Annotated in this window: 23 protein-coding genes and 1 riboswitch; of the genes, 14 read left to right on the top strand and 9 right to left on the bottom strand. The window is 56.1% G+C overall.

The genetic code is table 11. The annotated features are described in order from the left end of the window. Positions 1–17 precede the first annotated feature (17 nt). Positions 18–809, bottom strand: coding sequence for a bestrophin-like domain (locus AACY07_RS10200; protein WP_133079168.1), 792 nt, complete (start codon positions 807–809; stop codon positions 18–20). A 261-nt stretch (positions 810–1,070) separates the two neighbouring features. Here AACY07_RS10200 and AACY07_RS10195 point away from each other — a divergent pair, with 261 nt between their 5' ends. Next, complete coding sequence (locus tag AACY07_RS10195; RefSeq protein WP_339474666.1) at positions 1,071–2,609, top strand: cryptochrome/photolyase family protein; 1,539 nt, start codon at positions 1,071–1,073, stop codon at positions 2,607–2,609. Then, positions 2,606–2,740, top strand: a complete 135-nt coding sequence (locus tag AACY07_RS10190) for a DUF2256 domain-containing protein (protein ID WP_019827081.1) — start codon at positions 2,606–2,608, stop codon at positions 2,738–2,740. Before AACY07_RS10195 ends, AACY07_RS10190 begins: the two co-directional genes overlap by 4 nt. 42 nt (positions 2,741–2,782) lie before the next feature. Here AACY07_RS10190 and AACY07_RS10185 read toward each other — a convergent pair whose 3' ends face one another. After that, the gene (locus AACY07_RS10185) at positions 2,783–4,258 is read right to left on the bottom strand and encodes a glycoside hydrolase family 32 protein (protein WP_339474664.1); all 1,476 of its coding nucleotides are present in this window, start codon (positions 4,256–4,258) and stop codon (positions 2,783–2,785) included. A 205-nt stretch (positions 4,259–4,463) separates the two neighbouring features. Here AACY07_RS10185 and AACY07_RS10180 point away from each other — a divergent pair, with 205 nt between their 5' ends. The 5 genes from AACY07_RS10180 to AACY07_RS10160 all read left to right on the top strand — a co-directional run bounded on the left by AACY07_RS10180 (position 4,464) and on the right by AACY07_RS10160 (position 9,726). Next, positions 4,464–5,741, top strand: coding sequence for an MFS transporter (locus AACY07_RS10180; RefSeq protein ID WP_339474663.1), 1,278 nt, complete (start codon positions 4,464–4,466; stop codon positions 5,739–5,741). A 147-nt stretch (positions 5,742–5,888) separates the two neighbouring features. Then, positions 5,889–7,082 (top strand): carbohydrate porin, encoded by a 1,194-nt coding sequence (locus AACY07_RS10175; protein WP_339474662.1) that lies wholly within the window; start codon positions 5,889–5,891, stop codon positions 7,080–7,082. Positions 7,083–7,202: 120 nt separating this feature from the next. Further along, a complete protein-coding gene (locus tag AACY07_RS10170; protein WP_339474661.1) occupies positions 7,203–8,201 on the top strand; it encodes a LacI family DNA-binding transcriptional regulator in 999 nt (332 codons plus the stop codon). Positions 8,202–8,520: 319 nt separating this feature from the next. Beyond that, complete coding sequence (locus AACY07_RS10165; protein ID WP_339474660.1) at positions 8,521–8,904, top strand: nuclear transport factor 2 family protein; 384 nt, start codon at positions 8,521–8,523, stop codon at positions 8,902–8,904. 234 nt (positions 8,905–9,138) lie between these two features. Next, positions 9,139–9,726, top strand: a complete 588-nt coding sequence (locus tag AACY07_RS10160; protein WP_339474658.1) for a flavin reductase family protein — start codon at positions 9,139–9,141, stop codon at positions 9,724–9,726. A 39-nt stretch (positions 9,727–9,765) separates the two neighbouring features. On the opposite strand, the gene AACY07_RS10155 is transcribed toward AACY07_RS10160, so the two are convergent. Continuing rightward, positions 9,766–10,869: an alkene reductase gene (locus AACY07_RS10155; RefSeq protein ID WP_339474656.1), complete on the bottom strand. Its 1,104-nt coding sequence runs from the start codon at positions 10,867–10,869 to the stop codon at positions 9,766–9,768. Positions 10,870–11,223: 354 nt separating this feature from the next. On the opposite strand from AACY07_RS10155, the gene AACY07_RS10150 reads away from it, so the two are divergent. Beyond that, positions 11,224–11,856, top strand: coding sequence for a TetR/AcrR family transcriptional regulator (locus AACY07_RS10150; protein ID WP_339474655.1), 633 nt, complete (start codon positions 11,224–11,226; stop codon positions 11,854–11,856). A 27-nt stretch (positions 11,857–11,883) separates the two neighbouring features. Here the strand turns inward: AACY07_RS10150 and AACY07_RS10145 are convergent, their stop codons facing one another. Beyond that, positions 11,884–12,465: a TetR/AcrR family transcriptional regulator gene (locus AACY07_RS10145; protein ID WP_339474654.1), complete on the bottom strand. Its 582-nt coding sequence runs from the start codon at positions 12,463–12,465 to the stop codon at positions 11,884–11,886. 201 nt (positions 12,466–12,666) lie between these two features. Between AACY07_RS10145 and AACY07_RS10140 the strand changes: the two genes are divergently transcribed. After that, positions 12,667–13,542, top strand: coding sequence for a LysR family transcriptional regulator (locus tag AACY07_RS10140; protein ID WP_326426774.1), 876 nt, complete (start codon positions 12,667–12,669; stop codon positions 13,540–13,542). 45 nt (positions 13,543–13,587) lie between these two features. Here AACY07_RS10140 and AACY07_RS10135 read toward each other — a convergent pair whose 3' ends face one another. From AACY07_RS10135 to AACY07_RS10120, 4 genes are all read right to left on the bottom strand, one after another. Beyond that, entirely contained in the window at positions 13,588–14,457 is an 870-nt protein-coding gene (locus AACY07_RS10135; RefSeq protein ID WP_133079179.1) for an isocitrate lyase/PEP mutase family protein, read from the bottom strand. 373 nt (positions 14,458–14,830) lie between these two features. Further along, positions 14,831–16,093, bottom strand: a complete 1,263-nt coding sequence (locus tag AACY07_RS10130; protein WP_339474680.1) for a cation:dicarboxylate symporter family transporter — start codon at positions 16,091–16,093, stop codon at positions 14,831–14,833. A 109-nt stretch (positions 16,094–16,202) separates the two neighbouring features. Continuing rightward, entirely contained in the window at positions 16,203–16,628 is a 426-nt protein-coding gene (locus AACY07_RS10125; RefSeq protein ID WP_338647420.1) for a VOC family protein, read from the bottom strand. Between the two features lie 284 nt (positions 16,629–16,912). Next, entirely contained in the window at positions 16,913–17,299 is a 387-nt protein-coding gene (locus AACY07_RS10120) for a hypothetical protein (RefSeq protein ID WP_339474653.1), read from the bottom strand. A 307-nt stretch (positions 17,300–17,606) separates the two neighbouring features. On the opposite strand from AACY07_RS10120, the gene AACY07_RS10115 reads away from it, so the two are divergent. Beyond that, positions 17,607–18,116, top strand: coding sequence for a PaaI family thioesterase (locus AACY07_RS10115; RefSeq protein ID WP_339474652.1), 510 nt, complete (start codon positions 17,607–17,609; stop codon positions 18,114–18,116). A 56-nt stretch (positions 18,117–18,172) separates the two neighbouring features. Here the strand turns inward: AACY07_RS10115 and AACY07_RS10110 are convergent, their stop codons facing one another. Next, entirely contained in the window at positions 18,173–18,508 is a 336-nt protein-coding gene (locus AACY07_RS10110; protein WP_338647414.1) for an RcnB family protein, read from the bottom strand. A gap of 270 nt (positions 18,509–18,778) precedes the next feature. Here AACY07_RS10110 and AACY07_RS10105 point away from each other — a divergent pair, with 270 nt between their 5' ends. The 4 genes from AACY07_RS10105 to AACY07_RS10090 all read left to right on the top strand — a co-directional run bounded on the left by AACY07_RS10105 (position 18,779) and on the right by AACY07_RS10090 (position 23,519). Continuing rightward, positions 18,779–19,552: an SDR family NAD(P)-dependent oxidoreductase gene (locus AACY07_RS10105; protein WP_338647412.1), complete on the top strand. Its 774-nt coding sequence runs from the start codon at positions 18,779–18,781 to the stop codon at positions 19,550–19,552. A 35-nt stretch (positions 19,553–19,587) separates the two neighbouring features. Then, positions 19,588–20,886, top strand: coding sequence for an MFS transporter (locus tag AACY07_RS10100; protein ID WP_339474650.1), 1,299 nt, complete (start codon positions 19,588–19,590; stop codon positions 20,884–20,886). Positions 20,887–20,990: 104 nt separating this feature from the next. After that, a complete protein-coding gene (locus AACY07_RS10095; protein ID WP_339474649.1) occupies positions 20,991–22,154 on the top strand; it encodes a DUF1624 domain-containing protein in 1,164 nt (387 codons plus the stop codon). Between the two features lie 33 nt (positions 22,155–22,187). Then, positions 22,188–22,386, top strand: a riboswitch (cobalamin riboswitch). A gap of 119 nt (positions 22,387–22,505) precedes the next feature. Next, a complete protein-coding gene (locus tag AACY07_RS10090) occupies positions 22,506–23,519 on the top strand; it encodes an ABC transporter substrate-binding protein (RefSeq protein WP_339474648.1) in 1,014 nt (337 codons plus the stop codon). Positions 23,520–23,525: the final 6 nt, after the last annotated feature.

The raw sequence follows: 23,525 nt of genomic DNA, 5'->3' as shown, positions 1-23,525 counted from the left end.
CAAGCAGCTTTAGCTGGTTATAAAGTCAGCCCACCGTGTTCCAGAGTCACTATAAGAGCCCTCAAGTTATCTGGAACCACCTGAATGATGCCTTTGCCGGGAACGTCAATTTCCGCAATCATGAATAACGCCAAAGCTGTAAATATCGGCATCACACAGACCAGGGTGTTTCCACCCCGGCTGCCCTTGACGTTGTAGCCAATCAAAAAGTTGGAACAGACGGCAAACAGGATCAATAGTGCCCACGCCACACCGGGTATTTGAGGCCGCCAGCTGGCCATCGTCTTTTGTTGCGACACATACAACTCATTCGTGGCGTTAAGGGCCGTGACAATCACCGAACTGGGTTTTTCCTTGGCAATCTTGCTGATCAAAGCCCACATGTGCGATTGCATTTTAATGGAGTCCAAGCGGATGGCTGCGCGCTGGTCGTCATCCTCCGTGGCAAAGAATGAAATGCGGATAGCCAGGTAGTCCATCAGCATTTTTTCGGCTTGCTCTTGCTGGGACTCGCTCAGCAACGTTGTACGCTGGAAGGCGTTGCCAATGGCAATGGCTTCATTTTCTTCAGCCGTCATCCGGGTGTTCAGACCACTGATTGCAAACGAAAGAATGAAGCCCATGAGCAAACCAAACATGGACAGCGTCCCACCCAGTACGACCTTCAATTCATCATCAAACGCAGCGTCACGCCTGACTTTTTGACCCCAGGTCATCTTCCCCGCGAAAGCCGCCACGCATAAACCCAGCAGCATGGAGACCAACAGGTACCAGGAATTGACATCAACGGAATACAAGATCGAGGGCATAGTTTTTTCTTAGGTTTTTTATACGGATGCACGCGTTATAACACGGCCGCAACACACATACATTTGAAAAAAACCGTGTGTTGAGACCCAGCACGCAAGCCCCGGGAATGGGCGCTGACCGGAAAAGATCGCAGGCGTTTTCCTGCCCGCCAGACACGAAATACTTGTACAATAATTTACTACTGTACAAGGCAGCCTGACTTCCTTTCGCCCCGAAGTCCCCAAGCCTTTACATGTGTCTACTCAACGGAAATCTGCTCGATGAATGCTACCCGCCGACTGTGCCTCGTCTTGGGCGACCAATTGTCTTTTGACCTTCGTTCATTGCAGGGCCTGGATACCGAAAACGACACCGTGCTGCTGGTCGAGGTGATGGAGGAAGCCAGCCATGTGCCCCATCATCCGCAAAAAATCGCTCTGGTGTTCAGTGCCATGCGCCACTTCGCCGAGGCGCTGCAACAGCGTGGAATTCGGGTGCAGTACGTCAAGCTCGATGACCCGGACAACAGCGGATCGGTGCCAGGTGAATTACGGCGCTGGGAAGCACTCCTGCAGCCTGATGAAATCCATATGACGGAGTGCGGCGACTGGCGTCTGGAGCATTCACTCAAGGCGTGTGGCGCGGGGATCCAGTGGCATGGCGATGCTCGCTTTCTCTGCTCGCGCCCTGAGTTTTCCGCCTGGGCGAATGCCAAAAAGCAGCTGCGCATGGAGTATTTCTATCGGGAGATGCGGCGCAAGAGCGGGTTGTTACTCAACGGCGATGGCAGCCCGGTCGGGGGCGCCTGGAACTTTGATGCAGAAAACCGCAAGGCGCTGCCCAAAGGCATCAAGCCGCCCTCGCCTGCCCGCTTCTCACCCGATGCCATTACCCGGGATGTACTGGAGCTGGTGGCAAAAAACTTCACCACCCACTATGGCACCCTCGATACGTTCGACTATCCGGTCACTCACGCCCAGGCTCAGGCCTTGTGGAGCTACTTTCTGGACTGGGGCCTGGCAGCCTTCGGCGACTATCAAGACGCCATGGCCAGCGACGAGCCGTTTCTGTTTCATGCCCGCATCAGTGCTGCGCTCAATATTGGCTTGCTGGATGTTCGTCAGCTGTGCAGCGATGTGGAGTCCGCGTACTGGTCGGGCAGCATTGCACTCAATGCCGCCGAAGGCTTTATTCGCCAACTCATCGGCTGGCGGGAATACGTGCGTGGGGTTTACTGGCTGAAGATGCCCGACTATGCCGATGGCAATGTATTCGGCAACACCCGGTCGCTTCCAGAGTTCTACTGGACCGGCGACACGAAAATGAACTGCATGAGCCAAGCCATCGGCCAAAGCCTCGAACATGCCTACGCCCACCATATTCAGCGGCTGATGGTGACCGGCAATTTCGCCCTCCTCGCCGGCATCCTGCCAAGTCAAATATGCGAGTGGTACCTGGCCATCTACATGGATGCCTTCGACTGGGTGGAGTTGCCCAACACGCTGGGCATGGTCATGCACGCCGATGGCGGCTATCTGGGGTCCAAGCCTTACTGTGCCAGCGGCCAGTACATCAAGCGCATGTCCGACTATTGCCGAGGCTGCGCTTACAAAGTGAGCGAAAGCACCACCGATGACGCCTGCCCTTTCAACGCGCTCTATTGGCACTTCCTGATGCGTCACGGTGAGCTTTTGCGGGGCAATCAGCGCATGGGCATGATTTATAAAAACCTTGACCGGATGCCTGAATCCAAACAGCAGGCGCTGTGGCAGCGAGGCCAGTTGTTGCTCGCCACACTGGATAAAGGCGAGTCACTTTGAAAAAGAGCGAGTTGCCCGTCAAAACCTGCGTGACCTGTGGCCTGCCCTTCACATGGCGAAAGAAGTGGGCTCGCTGTTGGGATGAGGTGCGTTACTGCTCAGAGCGTTGCCGACGTAGCAAGCACCTGTGAGCCCATTGGCGGGCAGTGCCAATGGGCTCATCCCGGATGAGGTCAGATTTTAAGGTCGGTCAGCTCCCAGGCCTCGAGATCGCCAAACACCCCTGTCCCGTTGACGGCAAAAGCGCTTATCCCGAGGCTGTCGAGCCGTGGATAAATCCGGCTGGTCATGGTGTAGGCACCGTCGTCGACGAACACCTCGATCGATGAGCGATCGAGAAAAATCCGCAGTGCTATGCGGGTCTGTTCCGGGCTTATCGGAACACTGCGAACACCGCTCACGCCCGCGCCCGAATGTTGCCGGTCGAGAACCAGGCGACGGGCCATGGCATCGAAGTACAACAGCGTCCGCTCGTGTTGATCTTCGCTGCAGCGAAGCGCGAGACCAAAGTGTTCGGCGGTGCTGCCAGCCAGATCCAGCTCGAGTTCAATTTCAAGCAGTGCACCACGCACATCGAGGGGGCGACTGGCAGACTCCACCACCGGAATCTGCAGCCCGTGTCGAGACTTGCGTAATGCAGTCAGCTCACGGGCGGGACGCATGCGCAGGCGATCGCTTTCACGACTCAGCTCACGGGGCAAGGACAGCGCGCCGCACCAGTGTTGCGCCTGGCTAGGCATCGGGCAGTCCCACATGTCCATCCACGCCCAAAGCAGGCGTCGCCCGTCCGGTGTCAGCAGGGTTTGGGCAGCATAAAAGTCATGGCCGTGATCGAGCTCGTGCAGGGCTGCGCTCGTGTTGAAGTGGCCGCTGTCGTCCAGTTGGCCCACTCGGTAGCTGTTCTGGAATGTATTCCAGTTGTCGTAGCCACTGGGCTTGAGGCCTTGGGGCGAATAGAGGAACACGTCGCTGCCATCGAGTTCGAACAGGTCCGGGCATTCCCACATGTAGCCGTCTGACTCGCGCACGCCTTGCAGGGCACAGCTCAGGTATTCCCAGTGGTACAGGTCCGCAGAACGATAGATTAACAGCTGCGGGTCATCCCCTTTGCGGGCGCCCAGGGCCATCCACCATTCTTCCCCGCGCTTCCAGACCTTGGGGTCCCGGAAATGCTTGATCTCAGGAGCCGGTGGTGTGTCGATGATCACCCCGTGCTTGGTGAAGGTGATGCCATCGGTGCTGCTGGCAAGGCATTGCACCTGCTCGATCTGATTGTCATCCCGTGGCGCACCCAGCCAGACATGCCCGGTGTAGATCAGGTAAAGCCTATCGTCGACCACCACTGCCGAGCCTGAAAAACACCCGTCCCGGTCATAGGATTCACTGGGCGCCAGTGCAATGGGCAAATGTTCCCAATGCACCAGGTCACGGCTTTTGGCGTGTCCCCAGTGCATGGGCCCCCACTGTGGTGAGTACGGGTGATGCTGGTAGAACACATGGTATTCACCCCGAAAATACACCAGCCCGTTCGGGTCATTCATCCACCCCACAGGGGGCGACAGATGAAAACCGAGGCGATGATCGTTGCCGCGTTCAGGCAGTTTTTCTTTGATGGCGTGATGCGCTTTTTCCAGCAAGACAGCGTGCATGATTATCCTTGTTTGAATGGGTATTGAGTGGCCAGCTCTCTGGTCCGTCCCTGTCGCTGGCGCATCCGGGTTGGCGTAAACCTCGCGCCATCAGAATCAATCCCTGAGGCCCTCCCCTGGAATTGCGCTTGACAGCGAGCAACCGCCAAGCGCGTAATATCTTCGATGTTAACGTTATCAAAAATAAAAACAAGAGGGTGCCTCAATGCGCGCTTCTAGAAAAATCGAGTACATGCAAGTCAGTGGTTTGCTTTATTTTTTCTTCTTCGCATTCTCATCCAGCTTCTCGCTGTTCTCTATCTGGATTCACAAAGCCATAGGTCTGAATGGCGCCGAAACGGGCATGGTCTTTGCGGCCAACACCATTGCGGCCATGCTTATCCTGCCTTTCTATGGCGTGCTCCAGGATCGGCTGGGCATGTCGAAAAAACTGCTGGTCTGGATTGGTGTCCTGCTCTGCTGCACTGCGCCTTTTTGTATCTATGTCTACTCCTGGCTGTTGGCCACGAACCTGGTACTGGGCGTCGTGGTGGGTGCGGCGTTTCTGGGCTTTGCCATGCTCGCAGGGGCTGGACTGATGGAGTCCTACACGGAGCGGTTATCGCGCCACATGGGCTTCGAATTCGGCAAGGCCAGGCTGTGGGGATCGCTGGGCTGGGCTTCTGCCACCGGTGTGGTGGGGGTCATGTTCAGCATCAACCCCAACATCATGTTCTACATGAGCACGGCGTCCGGCATCATCTTTCTGCTGATCCTGTTTCGCATGGACCTGGGCAAGTATTGCGACTCAACATCCCGGGCGGCCAAGGCGTTTGCCAACCCGTTGCGGATGAAGGATTTCTGGGTGCTCATGACCCTGCCCCGCTTCTGGGCATTCGGCCTGTTCATGACCGGGGTTTGCGGGATTTACGCGGTCTATGACCAGCAGTTCCCCGTGTACTTCTCCTCCTTTTATCCGAACCCGGAAGACGGGATACGCGCCTACGGCTATCTGAACTCCTCGCAGGTCTTCGTTGAAGCGCTGTGCATGCTGTTCGCACCCTGGCTGGTATCGCGGATCGGAGCCAAGAATGGCTTGATCCTCACAGGCACCATCATGTTCGTGCGCATTTTGGGGTCCGGAGTGGCCGTGGATGTGTGGGTGATAGCCAGTTGCAAGATGTTGCATGCCCTCGAAGTGCCGATCTTGCTCGTCTCCGCATTCAAGTACATTGCCGGTAATTTCGATTCGCGCTTGTCTTCGACCATCTATCTCGTGGGCTTCCAGGCTGCCCAGTCGTTGACCGCCATGTTCCTGGCCCCCGTCGCCGGGTATGGCTATGACCATATTGGATTTTCCAGCGTGTACGTACTGATGGCGGGAGTCGTGGGCGCTTGCCTCCTGATCTCGTGCTTGACCTTGCGCTCGGAGTCTTCTCGAACCCTCTCCTCCACCGTCCCGGATCACGCGCCTTCACCACCGGCCACGACAGCAGTCGTGTAGCGGCGGTGCCTTTGCGCACTAAAAAAGCAGAACGTTGAGCATTGAACGTCGCTGGGCTTGCTCGCGCAGCACACTAAAACAAAAAATCGCATGCCTCCCATTCTTTGGGCAAGGGAAAGTGCGTCCATAACTTGATTGGGCACGGCCATGAAAAAGAGTTTAGTTGTTTGTTTACTGGGCATGTTTTCTTCGTCGGGCATGGCGGATATGACCTGGACTACGGAACACGGCGATTTGAAAGTTTACGGCGATGTAGAGTTCAACCTTGATGCCGCCAGTAGTGCGGGTCAGTTGACGTCGTTCAAAACCGATGACAATAAAGACTGGCGTGTCGGTGATTCGGAAAAATGGGATATCAACGGGCGAATTCTTTTAGGACTCGATGGCTACCGCAAAGGCAAAAATGATCAGTTCGCCGGCTTTAGCGTTCAGCCACTGGTTAATGTGTCCGGGAACTTGAGTGCTGATGATGCGGCGTTCTTTTTCGGTCAGGAGAAAAACTGGAAAATCAAAGTTGGCCGTTTTGAAGCCTACGACATGTTCCCGCTTAACCAGGACACGTTCATCCAGTATTCGGGCAATACCTCCAACGACCTGTACAGCGATGGCTTCGGTTACATCTATATGATGAAAGAAGGACGCGGGCGCAGCAGCGGTGGCGGCGCGGTACTGCTGAGCAAGGAGGCAGGGCCGCTGTACCTCGAACTCAATACCCTGGTAAAGGACGGCACCACCCTGTTTGCCGACAATGGCTATCACGGCAATGTGCTGGAAAATGAAAAAAATGCAGCCTACGTCCGGCCCGTCGCCGCGTTACGTTTCGACAAAGCCTCCATCGCGCTGGCGATGGAAACCAACATCGTCAGCAATGCGTATGGTTTTCGCGATGCCTCGGGAGATATTCAAGACCAGTCACAACGCACCGGATATGGTGCGACCTTTACCTGGAACTCATTAAAGGAAGATCCCACCAACGGCATTGTCTTTAATATCAGCACGGCCTACATGAACGCCAAGGATGAAAAAGACTTCAGTGCCGGGAGCAATATATTGTGGCGCAACTTTGAACTCGGCTACATCTTTGCCAAAAATGATATTCAAGCATTCAACATGAATGATCTGGTTGCCAAAGACGGTGTGGCAACTGTTCCTGGCCGGTATGACATTCACACGATCCACACGTCCTATCGCATCGCCAATGTCATGGACATGGACAACTTCAATATTGATCTGGGTGCCTATTGGTCAATGCTCAACCTTCCCGATAACGATGGAAGTCGGGCAAATGACGATAGCGATCGTTATGGTGCCCGGGTGCGCTTCAAGTATTATTTTTTCTGACCTGAAACGGTCGAGCCGACGCGGGATAAAGACTCGGTCATTTACGTCACCATTGCCATGATGTCATGCTCTTGCCGGACATGACTTTCATGCATGGAGAAAACTCAATGGCATTCGTAAATGGCCTCGGTTAAAGATGTTGCACGGTTGGCGGGGGTTTCCCTGATGACCGTGTCTCGAGCGATCAACACTCCCGAAAAACTCAATGCCGAAACCCTGGCGACTGTCCGCCAAGCCATCGAGACCCTGGGCTATGTCCCCAATCTCTCCGCACGCAATATTCGCGGCGGGCATTTCAGCAGCAAACTGATCGGGGTTTTCGCCCTGGACACCGCGACGACCCCTTTCGCCGTGAACATGCTGCTGTCGCTTGAGCACACTGCACGGGAAAACGGCTGGAACGTCCTGATCATCAACGTGTTCGAAAGCCCACCGGATTCGCGATCCATCGATCTGATGCTGTCACATCGTCCAGACGGAATCGTCTTCAGTTCCATGGAACTGCGCGAGCTGGAGATACCTGAGGCGCTGCGCAGCTACCCGCTGGTACTGAGCAATTGCATAAGCTCCAGCCCGGGTGTGGCGTGTTATGTCTCCGATGACGAAGAGGGTCAGTACCAGGCGGTGAGCCAGGCACTTCAACGGGGTTATCGGCGCCCGCTGTGCATTAACCTGCCCCGCCACAGCATTGCCTGGAAGTTGCGCCAGCAGGGCTTGTCACGTGCATTCACAGAGGCAGGCATCCCGTTGGACAGTGTGCTGCAATATGATTTGTCTGCGGATGACGAGTACCTGGAAACCATTGAAGCGCTCAAGGGACAATTGGGCGAGTCACCGGCAAAGCCGACCTTCGACCTGCTGGTGTGTGGTAACGACCGTATCGCCCTGGTTGCCTATCAGTTCCTGCTTGGCCAGGGTTTGAGAATTCCGGCGGACGTTGCAGTGCTTGGCTTCGACAACATGATCGGAGTCGCGGAGTTGTTTTACCCGCCCCTGAGCACCGTGCAACTGCCCTATTACGAGATGGGCCGTCGTGCCGCCTTGCACCTGATCGAAAACAAGGATGAGCCCTTCACTCACAAGGTGCCCTGCCCCCTTGTCGAACGCATGTCCTTGTAACGCTGCGTGCCGGTTTACCACCGGCGTTTAAACACGACCACTGCAACCCCACGTGCATTGCCCTTGGCACGAAGCTGCTCGTGCCCCCGCCCTTTATGCCCGCCCTTGGCACCTTCCCGTGCTCTGCGGTGCTTCGCCTGCTCGCTGATGGATTGCCTGAACGGTAACCCGTTTGAGGCGAAGCCTTGCCATTGACATCACACCCGACGACCGCCCACGAAATCATTGACACAAACTGTAGTGCTCGCTATAGAATCAACACACTTAAGTAGTGACCACTACATTAATGGTTGAACGAACCCACAAACAGGACCCCACCATGAGCAATCCGACTTACGTGCAGGAATACAACGCAATCGTCGCTGTACTGAACCAGTACAACGAAGGTGGCAAACACGCCAACAGCAGCATCATGAAACCTGCCTTCAGCGAGCAGGCCACGATCTTTGGCGTAGACGCCGAGAGCAAACTCACCGGCGGCCCGATTCAAGGGTTGTTCGACATCATCGACAACGCATTCCGCCCTTCCCCAGAAGCCCAGTGCGCAATCGTCAACATCGATATCGTCGGCACGGCTGCCAGTGCACGCATCGATACCAACGACATCTCCGGCTTCTGTTTCACCGACTTTTTCAACCTGCTGAAAGTTGAAGGCCAGTGGACCGTAGTCAGCAAGATTTACCACACCCACGTGGCCCCCTGACCCGTGCAGACGCATTCCCGAGGCGCGTAGACGCGGGTAAAAACCAGCGGGCGTAAAAGTGGCAAAGGTGAAATGTAGCGCCCGGTTCGAAGACCGAATTGACCCCTGCCATCGGGTCGCTCATCGTAGGCGGCCATGAAAGCCTTCAGCTTCACCTGAGCAGAACGGCTTCGGTTTAAACCTGAACGGCCCCGGTCCATTCATGGATTCGAGGCCTTTTTTTCTGGAGTAACGATGGACGACCACATTGCCGCTGTACCCCTTGAAAAGGCCTACAGGCTGATCAATCACGGCCCTACCGTACTGGTATCTGCTCAGCACGACGGGGTAAAGGATGTCATGGCCGCCGCGTGGGCCTGCGCGCTGGATTTTTCACCGCCAAAAGTGACTGTAGTGCTGGACAAGATGACCCGGACTCGTGAGTTGGTAGAGGGCAGTGGCGTTTTCGTGATCCAGGTTCCAACCGTGGCCCAGCTCAAACTGACCAGTGATGTTGGCAGCATGAGCCTGTCCGATACGCCGGACAAACTGGCGAAGAGCGATGTCCAGTTATTCAGCATGCCCGGCCATGACCTGCCCTTCGTTGCGGGCTGTTCGGCGTGGCTTGCGTGCACGTTGATACACGAGCCTCACAACCAGGCGAGTTATGACTTGTTTATCGGCGAGGTGGTGGGTGCCTGGGCAGACACCCGAGTCTTCAGCGATGGGCACTGGCACTTTGAAACCGCCCATCCGGACCTTCGCAGCCTGCACTACATCGCGGGAGGCCATTTCTATGCCATCGGCGAAGCATTGAGTGTGGAGGCCAAGGACGTCACGTGACGTCGCCAGCATTGTTGATCACCGCTGGTACAGCCGTGATCAGTAGCTGCCAACAGACCAGTCGGTATAGCCCTTGGCGCCACCACCGTAATAGGACTCGCGGGGTGCAATGGTCAGTTCGCTGTCACGACGCAAGCGCTCAACCAGATCAGGGTTGGAAATGAACAGCCGGCCAAATGCTACTGCATCGATCTTGCCTTGGGCGCGCCGCTCGATTGCCATCTCCAGGTCGTAGTTGTTGTTACCGATAAAGAAGCCATTGAACTGTGCGCTCAGGGCGTCCATGTCCACGCCTTCCGGCACTTCACGGGAAGTTGCAGTCGCCCCTTCAACAAAATGCAGGTAGGCGAGATTGAAGGCGTTCAACTGCTGGATCAGGTAGCCGTGCAATGCCATCACATTGCTGTCCGGGGGGGTGTTACCGGCGTCGGGTGTAACCGGAGACAAGCGGATACCGACGCGGTCATTGCCCCAGATCTTGACGATCGCGTCTGTCACTTCCAGGGTCAGGCGTGCACGGTTTTCGATCGAGCCGCCGTAGTGGTCGGTTCGGTGGTTGGTCGAATCGCGCAGAAATTGATCCAGAAGGTAGCTATTGGCAGAGTGAACTTCCACCCCATCAAAACCGGCGCGCTTGGCATTTTCGGCAGCGCGTTTGTACTGTTCGATGATCCCCGGAATTTCATCGGTTTCGAGCGCTCGAGGCATCGACACCGGAACAAAACCATTCGCGGTATAGGTTTGACCTTCAGCCTGGATCGCAGAAGGTGCGACCGGCGCAACGCCGTCTGGCTGCAACTCTACGCTGGAGAAACGACCCACATGCCAGAGCTGGCTGACGATCTTGCCACCGGCAGCGTGCACGGCATCGGTAACTTTCTTCCAGCCTGTAACCTGTTCGTCGCTCCAGATGCCGGGCGTAGCGGCATAACCGCGGCCTTGAGGAGAGATATTGGTGGCTTCGGCAACGATCAAACCGGCTGTGGCACGCTGCGCGTAGTACTCCGCGTGCATCTCGTTGGGGATGCCGTCTTCGCCATAGCGACTGCGGGTGACAGGGGCCATTACGATGCGATTAGCCAGTTCAATGTCACCCATGGTGACGGGGGTGAACAAGTCGGTACGGTTACTGTTATCTGTCATGGTCAACCTGAATTAATAGACCAGTCGTCTATTTAGGTAATAAAAAAGTCGCTTTGCCCTGGTCAGGGATCTTTAAGCGCTGCCTGGAATAGATCCATCAGCGCGTCCCAGCTCGATACAGCGTTCGAGCCGGGTGAATGGTGCAGGTATCCTAAGGCATGAATAGACCGGTCGTCTAGGAATTATCCAAGATCAGGATGATCTCTCGATCAATGGTCTGTCGCATCTGGCCTGACTCAAACTGCCGCCAGCTGGCACCGCACAACGGGCTTGGGTCATTTTGTGTATCATCGGCCCCTAAACATCGTCTCCAGACGCGATTTTCTGGCGACAGGCATTAAGGTAGTCCGCCCCATGACCAACGCCATCCCATCCTCCGCTCCGCGCACCAAGGGGCGCCCTCGCACGTTCGACCGCGACCAGGCGCTGCTTCGGGCCCTGACGGTGTTCTGGAGGCGCGGGTATGAACCTGCATCGGTGGCAGAGCTGTGTACCGCGATGGGTATCAACCCACCCAGCCTGTACGCGGCGTTTGGGAATAAGGCCAAGTTGTTTCTGGAAGCCGTCGACTACTACGAAGCGACCTTCTGGGATGCCACCTGGGAAAAAATGGGCAGTGAGCCGGACCTGGTGCGTGGCATCAGCGACTTTTTCCAGGCATCAGCCACCATCCTGACAGAACCCCTGGCTCCGTGTGGCTGCATGGTGGTTCTGGCGGCGGTCAACGTTTCAGAGGATGCCGCAGAGGTTTCGGCGGCACTCAAAGCTCTGCGCCAGGAAGGTCGGGACTACCTGCAGCAACGACTGGATCGCGGGGTTGAGGACGGTCAGCTCAAGCCGCAGACCAATACCCGCATTCTCGCCAGTGCGTTGAATACATTGCTCGAGGGCATGTCGTTGCAGGCCCATGATGGGGCCAGTCGCGAAGACCTTGAGGGCATCGGCGCCACCGCCGTGGCGATGCTCGGCCCTTCCCTTGCCCAATGATGAGGCTGGCTTTGCGCTGACTGCTTTTCAGGCCAACAGCCGACGGCTCATTTCAAACGCCACATCAAACGGTGCGTGGGTTCTGTTGACCTTGACCAGCAAAGAGGCACCCAGCCACATCTGATAAAGCGCTTCTGCCAGTACAGAGGCTTCAGTGGGCGCGGTGATGGAACCATCGGATTTGCCTTGCTCAACGCAGCGAGTCATCCGCTCGATGATCCGCGCAGTGCCTTTTTCAAGGACGGCACGCATGTTTTCGGAGAGATCACACACTTCTGCCCCCAGCTTGACCACCAGGCATTTTTGGTCGGCGTGATCAAAAGCCTGTGTCTTGGCCCAATACCGCAGGTAATTCAGCAGTCGCTCTGCCCCGCTGCCCTCGTTGGCCATCTGCACATCAACCCGCGAGAGGTACTCTTCAAAGTACTCTTCGAGCAGTGCCTGGCCAAATTCATCCTTGGAGCGGAAGTAGTGATAAAACGAGCCTTTAGGCACGCCGGCGGCGCCAAGCAACTCGGTCAGGCCAACCGCCGTGTAACCCTTGTGGGTCATAAGCGATCGGGCGACATCAATGATGTGCTGGCGCATGTCTTGGACTGGTTTCTTCATAGTGCGGCGCATGCTATCAAAAAAGCATCGCGGGTCGCATGCTTTTAAACGGTGCGCACACGCCCCTCCAGCCAGCGATGGGCAATGTGCTCATAGACGACGTATCCGCCCTGAAACCGGTGAGTTGGCTTCACCGTCACCGGCGACAATCAACAACAGAAATGAATATATTTACCGCATAAACATAACTATTATTTGATCATGATTAAAGAATTGAAAACCCTCATCGCCGTGGCGAGAGAAGGCACCTTTGCGGCTGCGGGCAGCAAGATAGGGCTGACCCAGGCAGCTGTCAGTGCGCAAATGCAACGTCTTGAGGCGGAACTCGGCGTCGAGCTGTTTGACCGACAAGGCCGCTCGGCCCAACTCAACCGGATGGGGCATCAAGTACTGTTGCAGGGACAGGAGCTGGTGCGCCAGTTCAAGAATCTGGGCACAACGACTGTTGGGCTGCCTGCAAGCATTCTGGTGACGATTGGAGCCATTGCCTCTGTGCAACGCTCTTTTTTACCGGAAGCACTGGCGCAGTTTCACCAACAATTCCTGGAGTGCAGGACTCGAGTTATTCCGGGCCTTTCAATGGAGCTGGTCAATCAGGTGGATGCTGGCGAGATCGACATGGCCGTGATCATCCGCCCGCCTTTCTCACTTCAAAGTGACTTGCGATGGACAACGCTGGCGCGCGAACCCTATCGGCTCATCGTGCCGGCCGACATGCCCGGGGATGACTGGTCTGAACTGGTCTCGACCCAGCCATTCATACGCTACGACCGATCGTCTTTCGGCGGTCGGCAGGTTGACCGATTCTTGCGCCAAACCCATGTGGTTTTGCGAGAAGTATGCGAACTCGATGAGCTGGATGCGATCATCAAGCTGGTTGCCAATGGGGTGGGCGTTGCGCTGGTTCCAGAAACGGCAACCCATCAAGGATGGCCGGCAGAGGTTCGGGCCATAGACCTGAAGCAACGGACATTTCATCGTGATATCGGGCTCGTGCATCGCGCGCGCCGCAGCCTCACCGAGCCTGTGAAGTCACTTGTCCAGCTGATTACCGAGCAGGTTCTGAAAAAAACATGATGCCTGCCACGGTAATCAGTCGCTGAACATGATCACTTTATTTAACTACTCGTCTACGTTCATGAACTCTTTGGCCCACACCTGATAACGCTCTGGTCGCGTGTAGGTGTGGGTCAACTCTGTAGCACTCAGATCAGAGGTGCTGCAGGTGACATTGCGCTGTTCGCGCAAACAGTCGTAAGTGGCTTTGATCGAAGCAAAATAAGCCGCATGCCCGGCTACCACGATCCGCACGCCCAGCGCAGCCAAACGCTGGCTGTCGGACAGTTCGGGGTTTCCGTAGGTCACCAGCATCAGCGGAAGCTCGACGCCTTCGGCAATCTGCTCAAGGTGAGCAAAATCCTTCACGCCAACCAGGCAAATACCATCTGCACCGGCCTCGGTGTAAGCCTTGATACGGGATTTCACATGCTCGACGGATAACGTCCCGGCGTTGGTTCGGGCAATGATCACCAGTTCAGGGTCTACGCGAGACTCAATGGCAGCCTTGATCTTGCCACTGCCCTCTTCAATCGAGATCAGATCGGTCGATTTGCGGCCGAACTGCGCAGGCAGGAGGGTATCTTCGATGGTCAATGCAGCCACGCCGGAACGCTCCAGCTCCGCCACGGTACGCATCACGTTGAGTGCGTTGCCGTAACCATGATCGGCATCGGCAATGATCGGCAACTGTGCCACACGCCCGATCCGGGTCGCCTGCTCGGTAAATTCACTCAATGTGATCAGGGCAAAATCTGGGGCTGCCAATACTTGCAGCGAAGCAACCGAACCGCCCAGGATACCGGCTTCAAAACCCAGGTCGGCGGCAATTCTGGCAGACATGGGATCGAACACGGAGGCGGTGTGAAAGCAGGATGTAGAAGCGAGTAACTTGCGAAATTCGACCCGCAGTTGCTGATGGGAAAGTCTGGACACGTTGGCACCTCGGACGAATGTTATCTACACGGGTAAGACTGGGTGGAAGTAATACACGCAATCGATTGCGAATTGAGCAGTTTGGCCCACCCGTACGGCCTGTCCTCCTGAGTGACCTGCAGGAATCAAATGACGCGCTGGGCGTCGTTTGCGTTTTCCTGTCAGGCGGGCTCCTGCCCTCGTACAGGGGACTGATTTTACGCGGTCGATCCATTATTTAAAGCTGATTATTTTTCGTCGGCTCACAACCCTTGTCCGTCAACTTTATACGTTCGCCTCTGCGCGCATACAGCTCAGCTCCCAGCCCTGTGCTCAATCGACATAAAAAGAGCCTTCGACGCTCTCAACGTGGAAGGCTCTTATACATCTCAGATCAGGTGCTTTGCCCAACGCTCGCGCTAGCCTGACGTACGAGTGGAGCCCTCTCCCACTTGGCGATCACCAGGGGAGCAATGGCATTCCCTAGAACATTCAAGGTCGTAGTTCCGCTGTCGATGATCCTGAAAATACCGGCGATCAATGCGACCCCTTCCAATGGCAGTCCGGCCGATGCCAGGGTGGCCGAGAGAATAATGATCGCGAACCCAGGTACTCCTGCTGCGCCCTTTGACGTCAAGACCATCGTCACCACCAACAGAATTTGCTGGGTCAGCGACAGTTCAATGCCATAAAGCTGAGCGATAAAGATCGTCGCCACGCCCAGGAAAATGGACGCGCCATCCAAATTGAAGGCGTAACCGACCGGTACCACGAAGCTGACAATTCGCCGTGGAACGCCATAGGCTTCGAGCTTGCTGATCAACTGTGGCATCACGGCTGCCGAGGCAGCACTGGAAAAAGCCAGGATCAGCTCATCCCTGAAGTACTTGATCAGCTTGAACACGTTTTCGCCGATCAGATAACAAATACCTCCCAGGAACACCAGGGCAAAGGTAATCAGTGCGAGGTACACGACACCAATCAACTTGAGCAATGGCAACAGTGAAGCAAAGCCAAAGGTCGCGACTGTCGCCCCGATCATTCCGAACACGCCAATCGGCGCATACGCCATGACAAACGAGACGACCTTGAACATTGCATCAGACAAACCCTGAATAACCGCAATGACCGGCGCACTCCTGGTTTTGGGTAATGCGTTCAACGCCATCCCGAGCAGTACGGCAAAAAACAGCACTGACAGCAACTTCGCTTCCGACATTGCAACGATGACGTTATCGGGCACGATGTTTTGCAGAATGATCAGCGCGCCTTTTGAAGGCTCCATCGTGACCGTAGAAGTGCCGCTGTGCGCAATGCCTGCTATCTCGGTGCCTTTACCGGGCTCGAACACATTGGCAAAGACCAGCCCCATGACAATGGCCAGGCTGGTGATCGCAAAGAAGTAAATCAGGGACTTTGCACCCATACGGCCAAAGGATTTGTTATCACCTCCGCCTGCGATGCCGAGGATCATGCAACAAAAAACAATGGGGACAACCACCATCTTCATCATCTTGATGAAGATGTCTCCAAGGGGTTTAAGGATCTCGGTACTTACCCATACTTGATTCTGTGGGTGGGTATTGAAGTACCAACCCACGAGCACGCCGAGCAACAGCCCAGCAATAATTTGCCAAACTAATGGGATACGTTTCATGTCTAGCCTTTTATTTGTATGAAAGGACTGCATCAGGCAGTAGCTAGATTCATGAGCTTCATGCTCACTTGAGATTTCCTGGCGCAACGGTGTTGCGCCAGGTTTTTTATTATTTTGCGAAGAGCTGACTCATGTCCTTGAACGCTTTGAACTCGAGGGCATTACCACACGGATCAAACAGGAACATGGTGGCTTGCTCACCGACCTGCCCCTTGAATCGGATGTAGGGTTCAATCACAAACTCGGTACCGAAGGATTTCAGTCGCTCGGCCAGGGCTTCCCACTGTGCCCACTCAAGAATGATGCCGAAGTGCGGCACCGGTACGTTGTGGCCGTCTACCGGGTTGCTGTGCACGCTTTCCTGAGAGGCGGTCTTGGGGTGCTCATGGATCACCAACTGGTGACCGTAGAAGTCAAAGTCAACCCATTGGGTGCTGGATCGCCCCTCGGAGAGCCCGAACACTTCACCGTAAAAGGTGCGTGTAGCGGCCAAGTCATAAACAGGGATTGCGAGGTGGAAAGGAGAAAGACTCATCAAGACTCCGGCTGCAGTTTTTATTGGCTTATGAAGTCGAACAGCACGCGAGCTGCTCAACGGCTTTTTCAAGGTGGATTTATGCTAAAGCCGTATCACCCTTAAAAAAATCAATATAAATTTTTCACAAGCACAAATAATTTTGATGCTTTAGGCACTCTTAATGATCAATGTCTTTCGTTCATCCAGGCCTCTGCTACGCGCGCGCAAAGGCAACCCGGCACCGTGACCTGCCATTGCGGCGGTGTGCATGAGCTCGTTTTTTTTTGGGGGGGGTAGGCAACTTATACAGGCAGCAGCCCAAGATGCCCGCCAAGCTCTACGTAACTTGACTCGCCACCGCCAGTGGCGCCCGACAGCCAGCCCCATACAAAATCCAGAGTCGTACGCCCTGACGAATCAACACCTACCGAGCCGCGGGACCAGCCAGAAACAAGTTCACCCTCGGTGGTCAGGCACTGGAAAAGCAGCTCAATGCTGTCGGGACCTGTCACGCGCCCGACTTGATTGCCGGTACGGATCCGACCGCCCTGATAAGTGCCTGAAATGCCATGCTCATCGACCAGGTAATGAAATACCGTGCCTGCACCCGAAAGCCCGTGGGTATTGCCGGCTACGCAAAACCGTCGATTGTGCAAGCGCTCGCTGATTTGAGAAAAGGGGGTTTGCATCCAGATCGCATCCTGTCGTCGAGGGAGTCCATTGTTGCTTTCGATGATCCTAACCCAGGGCCGCAACCAAGGCCTAGACCCTCTGAGTGCTGGAACAGCCCTGCCGCTCCCGGCGTCAACAGGCCTCTGTCCAGCCGTCCCGAAAGCGCCCTGATGCAAGCCGTGTTGTGGCCAAGGAGTGGAGCTCACCCGTTCAACAGTTGGCGATCTACATTTCATTAAAACGAACATCGCTTGCATGAAACGCGAGGAAAAATGGCTATCTTTACGTTAACGTAAAGGGCACACCCTTCAGGATGATCACGGTATGAGTCAGCTAACTCCCTCCTTGCAGGATACTGCCGCGCCAGATGGCGTGTGCTACGGCTGCGGCAGCAGTAATTCCCAGGGTTTGCATATCAAGAGCTACTGGCACGAGGACGGCGTGCATGTCATCGCCGAACACTTGCCTGACCCCAAGTATTGCGGCTGGCCCGAGCTGGTGTACGGCGGCATGATCGCAATGCTGGTTGATTGTCACTCCAACTGGACGGCAATGGCTTATCACTACCGCCAGGAGAACCGCGATGTGGCCAGCAAGCCGCGCATCAACTGCGTGACGGGTAACCTGGGAATCAAGTTCATCAAACCCACCCCCATGGGCGTGCCACTGACCCTGCGGGCCAGAGTTGAAGGTGATGTGGGGCGCAAGACGCGGATTCTGTGTGAAGTCTATGCAGGCGATGTGCTGACGGCGGTCGGAGATTCCATTTTTGTGCGCGTCGATACCGGGCTACTGGCTACTGCCGCCCACGGACGCGAAGCGGGTGAAGGATGACACGTGATGCCGCCTCTGCCTGAGGCGGCTTTGAACCCGGTTGCACGCTGTGGGCGTTACTTGCCGAGCACCTTGGCGTTCTTGGTGCGGATCTCCTTGATGACCGCATTCACGCGGTTGACCAACACATAGTGCCCGCTTATCTGTACCCACTGCTCATGCTCATCAGGCTGTGGAAGCCCTTTGGCTTTCCAGTCCTTGATCGCGACTTCTTCCCGTGTGTATTGGTCCGGAGCCTTGTCGCCGTTGCCATAGCAACTGCTCAGGTCCATGGACTCGGCGAGTATCTGTCCGGGCTTGCAGTCCGCAGGTTTGTCATCGTCAGCCTGGACTGCGTAAGGCAGTGCACACAAAAAACCAGCCAATAGTGATGCAGAAATCAAGCTGCGCATATTCACCTCATCGTTGTTACCAGCCATCGCCGGTATGGCAATACAGACTTCATGGACACGCCGCGCAGTGATTACGTTCCTGCTCACTGATCGACGGCAACGTTGATGGATGCCAGTCGGTGGATGCCCGTAGGTGGATTGAGCAGTCTCAACGCTGATCAAAATAATTGATTACGAAATCATCAATGACGATTGGACTCCTCCTCTGGCGTGAGGTGAAGTAACCACAGGGCCGGTAACAACAATAAGCGGCCGTTTGTGGAGAACAGCATGTCATTCAATATCAGCAGCTTCCAGCTTGAGGGTCGTCGTGCCTTGATCACAGGATCAGGCAAAGGAATCGGCCTGGAGCTGGCACGTGGCCTTGGCGCTGCCGGGGCAATTGTGGTGATCAACGATCGTAATATCGAAAAAGCCCGCGCAATTTCCAGCCAACTGCGCGATGAGGGCCTGAAGGCAGAATTCGCAGCGTTTGACGTCACCAACCGCGAGCAATTGTTTGCCGCGATCAATGCTTTCGAGACCGACACCGGCGCCATCGACATTCTCGTCAACAACGCCGGTATTCAGCGCCGTGCCCCGCTGGAGGACTTTGCCGAAAGCGACTGGAACGACCTGATGCGGGTCAATCTGGACGGTGTGTTCCATGTGTCCCAGGCGGTTGCCCGGCACATGATTGCTCGCGGGCGCGGCAAGATCATCAATATCTGCTCGGTGCAAAGCGAACTCGCGCGCCCGACCATCGCGCCGTACGCGGCCTCAAAAGGCGCAGTAAAGATGCTCACCAAAGGCATGTGCGCAGAATGGGCACGTCATGGCATTCAGGCCAATGGCCTGGCACCGGGCTATTTCGCCACCGAGATGAATCGCGCCCTGGTCGACAACCAGGAGTTTTCCGAGTGGCTGTGCAAACGCACCCCGGCGGGCCGCTGGGGGCGGGTTGAAGAGCTGTGCGGAGCGGCCGTGTTTCTCGCCTCCCCGGCGTCGGATTTCATCAACGGTCAGACGCTGTTTGTGGATGGAGGCTTGACCAGCGTTGTTTGACCCGCACCCGCAAAAAACAATAACAAGGAACACCCATGAGCATTCTTAAAGAACCTGCACTGCCCTTGACCGATAGAGCCAGTGCCCGGGTAACGACCAAAGGTTTTGCGTCCAAACGCTGGCTGTATCTTATCCCGCTGATTTTCATTACCTACAGCCTCGCGTATCTGGACCGGGCCAACTATGGCTTTGCCAGTGCGGCGGGGATCGAGCAGGACCTGGGTATCACCAAGGGCATGTCCTCGCTGATAGGTGCCCTGTTTTTCCTGGGGTACTTTTTCTTCCAGGTGCCGGGCGCCATCTACGCGCAGAAATACAGTGTGCGCAAACTGGTGTTCTGGAGCCTGATTTTGTGGGGCTTTTGCGCCATGGCCACGGGCCTGGTGACCAATATCCCCATGCTGATGTTTATTCGCGTTTCCCTGGGGATTGTTGAGGCGGCAGTCATGCCGGCGATGCTGATTTTCATCAGCAACTGGTTTACCCGCAAGGAGCGTTCAAGGGCCAATACTTTTCTGGTACTGGGCAACCCGGTCACGGTGTTGTGGATGTCGGTGGTATCCGGGTATTTGATTCAGGCCTGGGGCTGGCGCGAAATGTTTGTGATTGAAGGCGCGCCTGCAGTGCTGTGGGCATTTGTCTGGTGGCGCATGGCGCGGGACAAGCCCGAGCAGGTCGACTGGCTCACTGCCCAGGAAAAAACCCAACTGGCCGCGACCCTCGCGGACGAACAGAAAGGCATGAAGCAAGTCCGTAATTACCGGCAGGCGTTCACCAGCCCTGTGGTGATCCAGCTGTGCTGTGTTCACGCGCTGTGGAGCATTGGCGTATACGGTTTCATCATGTGGCTGCCAAGCATCATCAAACAGGCCGCGGCGGCGGATATCGTCACCGTCGGCTGGCTGAGCGCAGTGCCCTATGTCGCTGCCGTTGCCGCGATGCTGGCGGTGTCCTGGGCCTCAGACAAAACCCAGCAACGAAAACGTTTCATCTGGCCACTGCTGGCACTAGGTGCACTGGCCTTCTTCTGTTCGTACCTGATCGGTTCTTCGCACTTTTGGGTGTCGTTTGCACTGCTGACAATTGCCGGTGCCGCGCTGTACGCACCCTACGGGCCCTTTTTCGCGCTGATTCCGGAGGTCATTCCGGCAAACGTGTTCGGCGGCGCCATCGGCCTGATCAATGCGTGTGGAGCATTGGGTGCCTTTGTCGGCTCGTGGATCGTTGGCTACCTGATCGGCCTCACCGGAAATCCCGGAGCGGCTTATATCTTTATGACCGCAGGCGTTTTGTCCTCGGCGCTGTTGATGGCATGGGTAAAAATTCGGCGTTAACAAACGCCCAATTCTTGCGAATCTTTCTCATGGGGATGACAGCGCAAACGGAAATGTTATAAGGTATCAATATCTTGTATGCACTCCTTGCCTGTGATCCCTCAATGACTACCGCAACCCTCGCTCCACCTCCCAACAAGCGCCTGCTGTCCATCGACGCCCTGCGTGGCCTGGTTATCCTCCTGATGCTGCTGGACCATGTGCGAGAGACGTTCTTTCTGCACCGCCAGGTGTCCGATCCCATGAACGTCGACATCACCGACCCTGCCCTGTTTTTTAGCCGGACCCTTGCCCACCTGTGTGCCCCGGTATTTGTCTTGCTGACCGGTCTGTCGGCGTTTTTGTACGGCGAGAAGTATCAGGGCAAGCGCGATGTCTCGGCGTTTCTGTTCAAGCGCGGGCTGTTTCTGGTGGTGCTGGAGTTCACTCTGGTCAATTTCGCCTGGACCTTCCAGCTCCCGCCCTCGGTCATCTATATGCAGGTTATCTGGGCCATTGGCGTGAGCATGATTGCCCTTGCGGCGCTGGTCTGGCTGCCTCGTCCACTGCTGCTGGTACTGGGCCTGGTCATTGTCGCCGGGCATAACCTGCTCGATACCCTGCATTTCCCCGTGGATTCGATGATGCATATCCCTTGGGCGATTTTGCATGATCGTGGCTGGATCGAGTTCTCGGACAACTTGCGCCTGCGCACGTCTTACCCTGTGCTGCCCTGGATCGGTGTGATCGCGCTGGGTTACTGCATGGGTCCTTGGTTTGCCCGCTCTGCACCGGCTGACGTACGTCAGCGCTATCTGTTGCTTGCAGGTACGGTGGCGCTGCTGGGTTTTGTCGTACTGCGTTTACTGAATGGCTATGGGGAAGCGCCGTGGGTGAGTCATGACGGCTTCACACAGAGCCTGATGAGCTTTTTCAACATCACCAAATACCCGCCTTCGCTGCTGTTTCTCGCCTTGACCCTGGGGGCTGGCCTGTTGCTGCTACTGGGGTTTGAGCGGGCCGGGCAACGCAAGTGGATCGCCACCCTGGCCGTTTTCGGCGCTGCACCGATGTTCTTCTACCTGTTGCACCTGTACGTGCTCAAAGTGCTGTATGTGGCGAGTGTCGCCCTGTTTGGCCAGAACCAGGGCAGCTACTTCGGTTTTGACAGTATCGCTGCGGTATGGCTGACGGCAGTACTGCTGGCCACATCGCTGTATTGGCCGGTGCGCTGGTTTGCTGCCTTGAAAGCCCGTCGCAGAGATATTGCCTGGCTCAAGTATTTCTGAATCTGACACCTACTCCCTCTTGCAAACAAGATCGACTATCATCCCGCCGCCGGTCCCCCCCACGGGGGGGTTAAAAGGGAATCCGAAGTGCCTCTGTCGCACCAAACGGAACTGCCCCCGCAACTGTAGATGACGAGCCTGCTCCGTGTTTGCCACTGGGATACCTCCCGGGAAGGCTGGAGCCAGGCGATGACCCATCAGTCAGGAGACCTGCCGGCAAAGTCAAAAAACTAACCGGCGGGGTGTCCGGGGAAGGCATCCTTGCTCTCGTGCTGTTGCGCCAACAGTGCTCGGTGATGTGTTCCCGGCTGTACACCTGCGTTTTGTGTACGATCAAATGGAGATTGCATCATGCTGTTGCACCGCGCTGTTACCCTTCTTGCCACCCTTGCCTTGCCAGCACTGGCCCATGCGGCCCCTACCCAATACCCCCTGACAATCGAAAACTGCGGCAGCTCGCTGACCTTTCAGCACGCACCCCTGCGTGCCGTGACCATCGGCCAGGCCGGTACCGAGATGTTCTATGCATTGGGCCTGGGCGACAAACTGGCGGGCACCTCGCTGTGGTTCAACGATGTACCCGCCCGGTACAAGGCGCAGAACGACAAGGTCGAGCGGCTTGCCGACAACGACCCAAGCTTTGAGTCGGTGATTGGAAAACGCCCGGAACTGGTGGCGGTGCAACTGGAATGGATGGTGGGCCCGCAGGGCGTGGTGGGGACTCGCGAACAGTTTCATGAGCTGAAAATACCCACTTACCTGATGCCTTCGGACTGTGAGGGCAAGGACAATCTTGTAGGTGCAGACGGCACTCGCCTGCAGGCATTCAGCATTGACAGCGTCTACAGGAGCATCACCCAGCTGGCTGAAGTGTTCGATGTGCAGCAGCGCGGCGAACAGCTCAACGCCGAACTCAAGGCCGGCCTTGAAAAATCCACCGACTCGCTCAAGGGCAAGGACCTGAGCCACACCAGCGCGCTGTTCTGGTTCTCCAGTGCCGACCTGGACATCGACCCCTACGTTGCAGGTCGCAAGGGCATCCCCGACTTTATGCTCAATACCCTGGGCATACGTAATGTTGTGGAATCCGATGAAGAATGGCCAACCGTCGGCTGGGAAACCCTGGCCAAGGCCAACCCGACGTTCCTGATCATCGCACGCATGGATCGACGTCGTTTCCCGGCCGATGACGTTGAGAAAAAACTCGAATTCCTGCGCACCGACCCTGTGACCCGCAACATGGATGCCGTCAAAAACAACCGCATCATCATCCTTGATGCCCATGCCATGCAGGCCAGCCTGCGCATGTTCGACGGGCTCGAAACACTCGCGACAGCCATCAATGCCTACGACCTGCCCAAATGAGTGCAA

Source organism: Pseudomonas sp. RL_5y_Pfl2_69 (genome assembly GCF_963970465.1).
Taxonomy (GTDB): domain Bacteria; phylum Pseudomonadota; class Gammaproteobacteria; order Pseudomonadales; family Pseudomonadaceae; genus Aquipseudomonas.
This window is presented reverse-complemented; position numbering and strand designations above follow the sequence as displayed.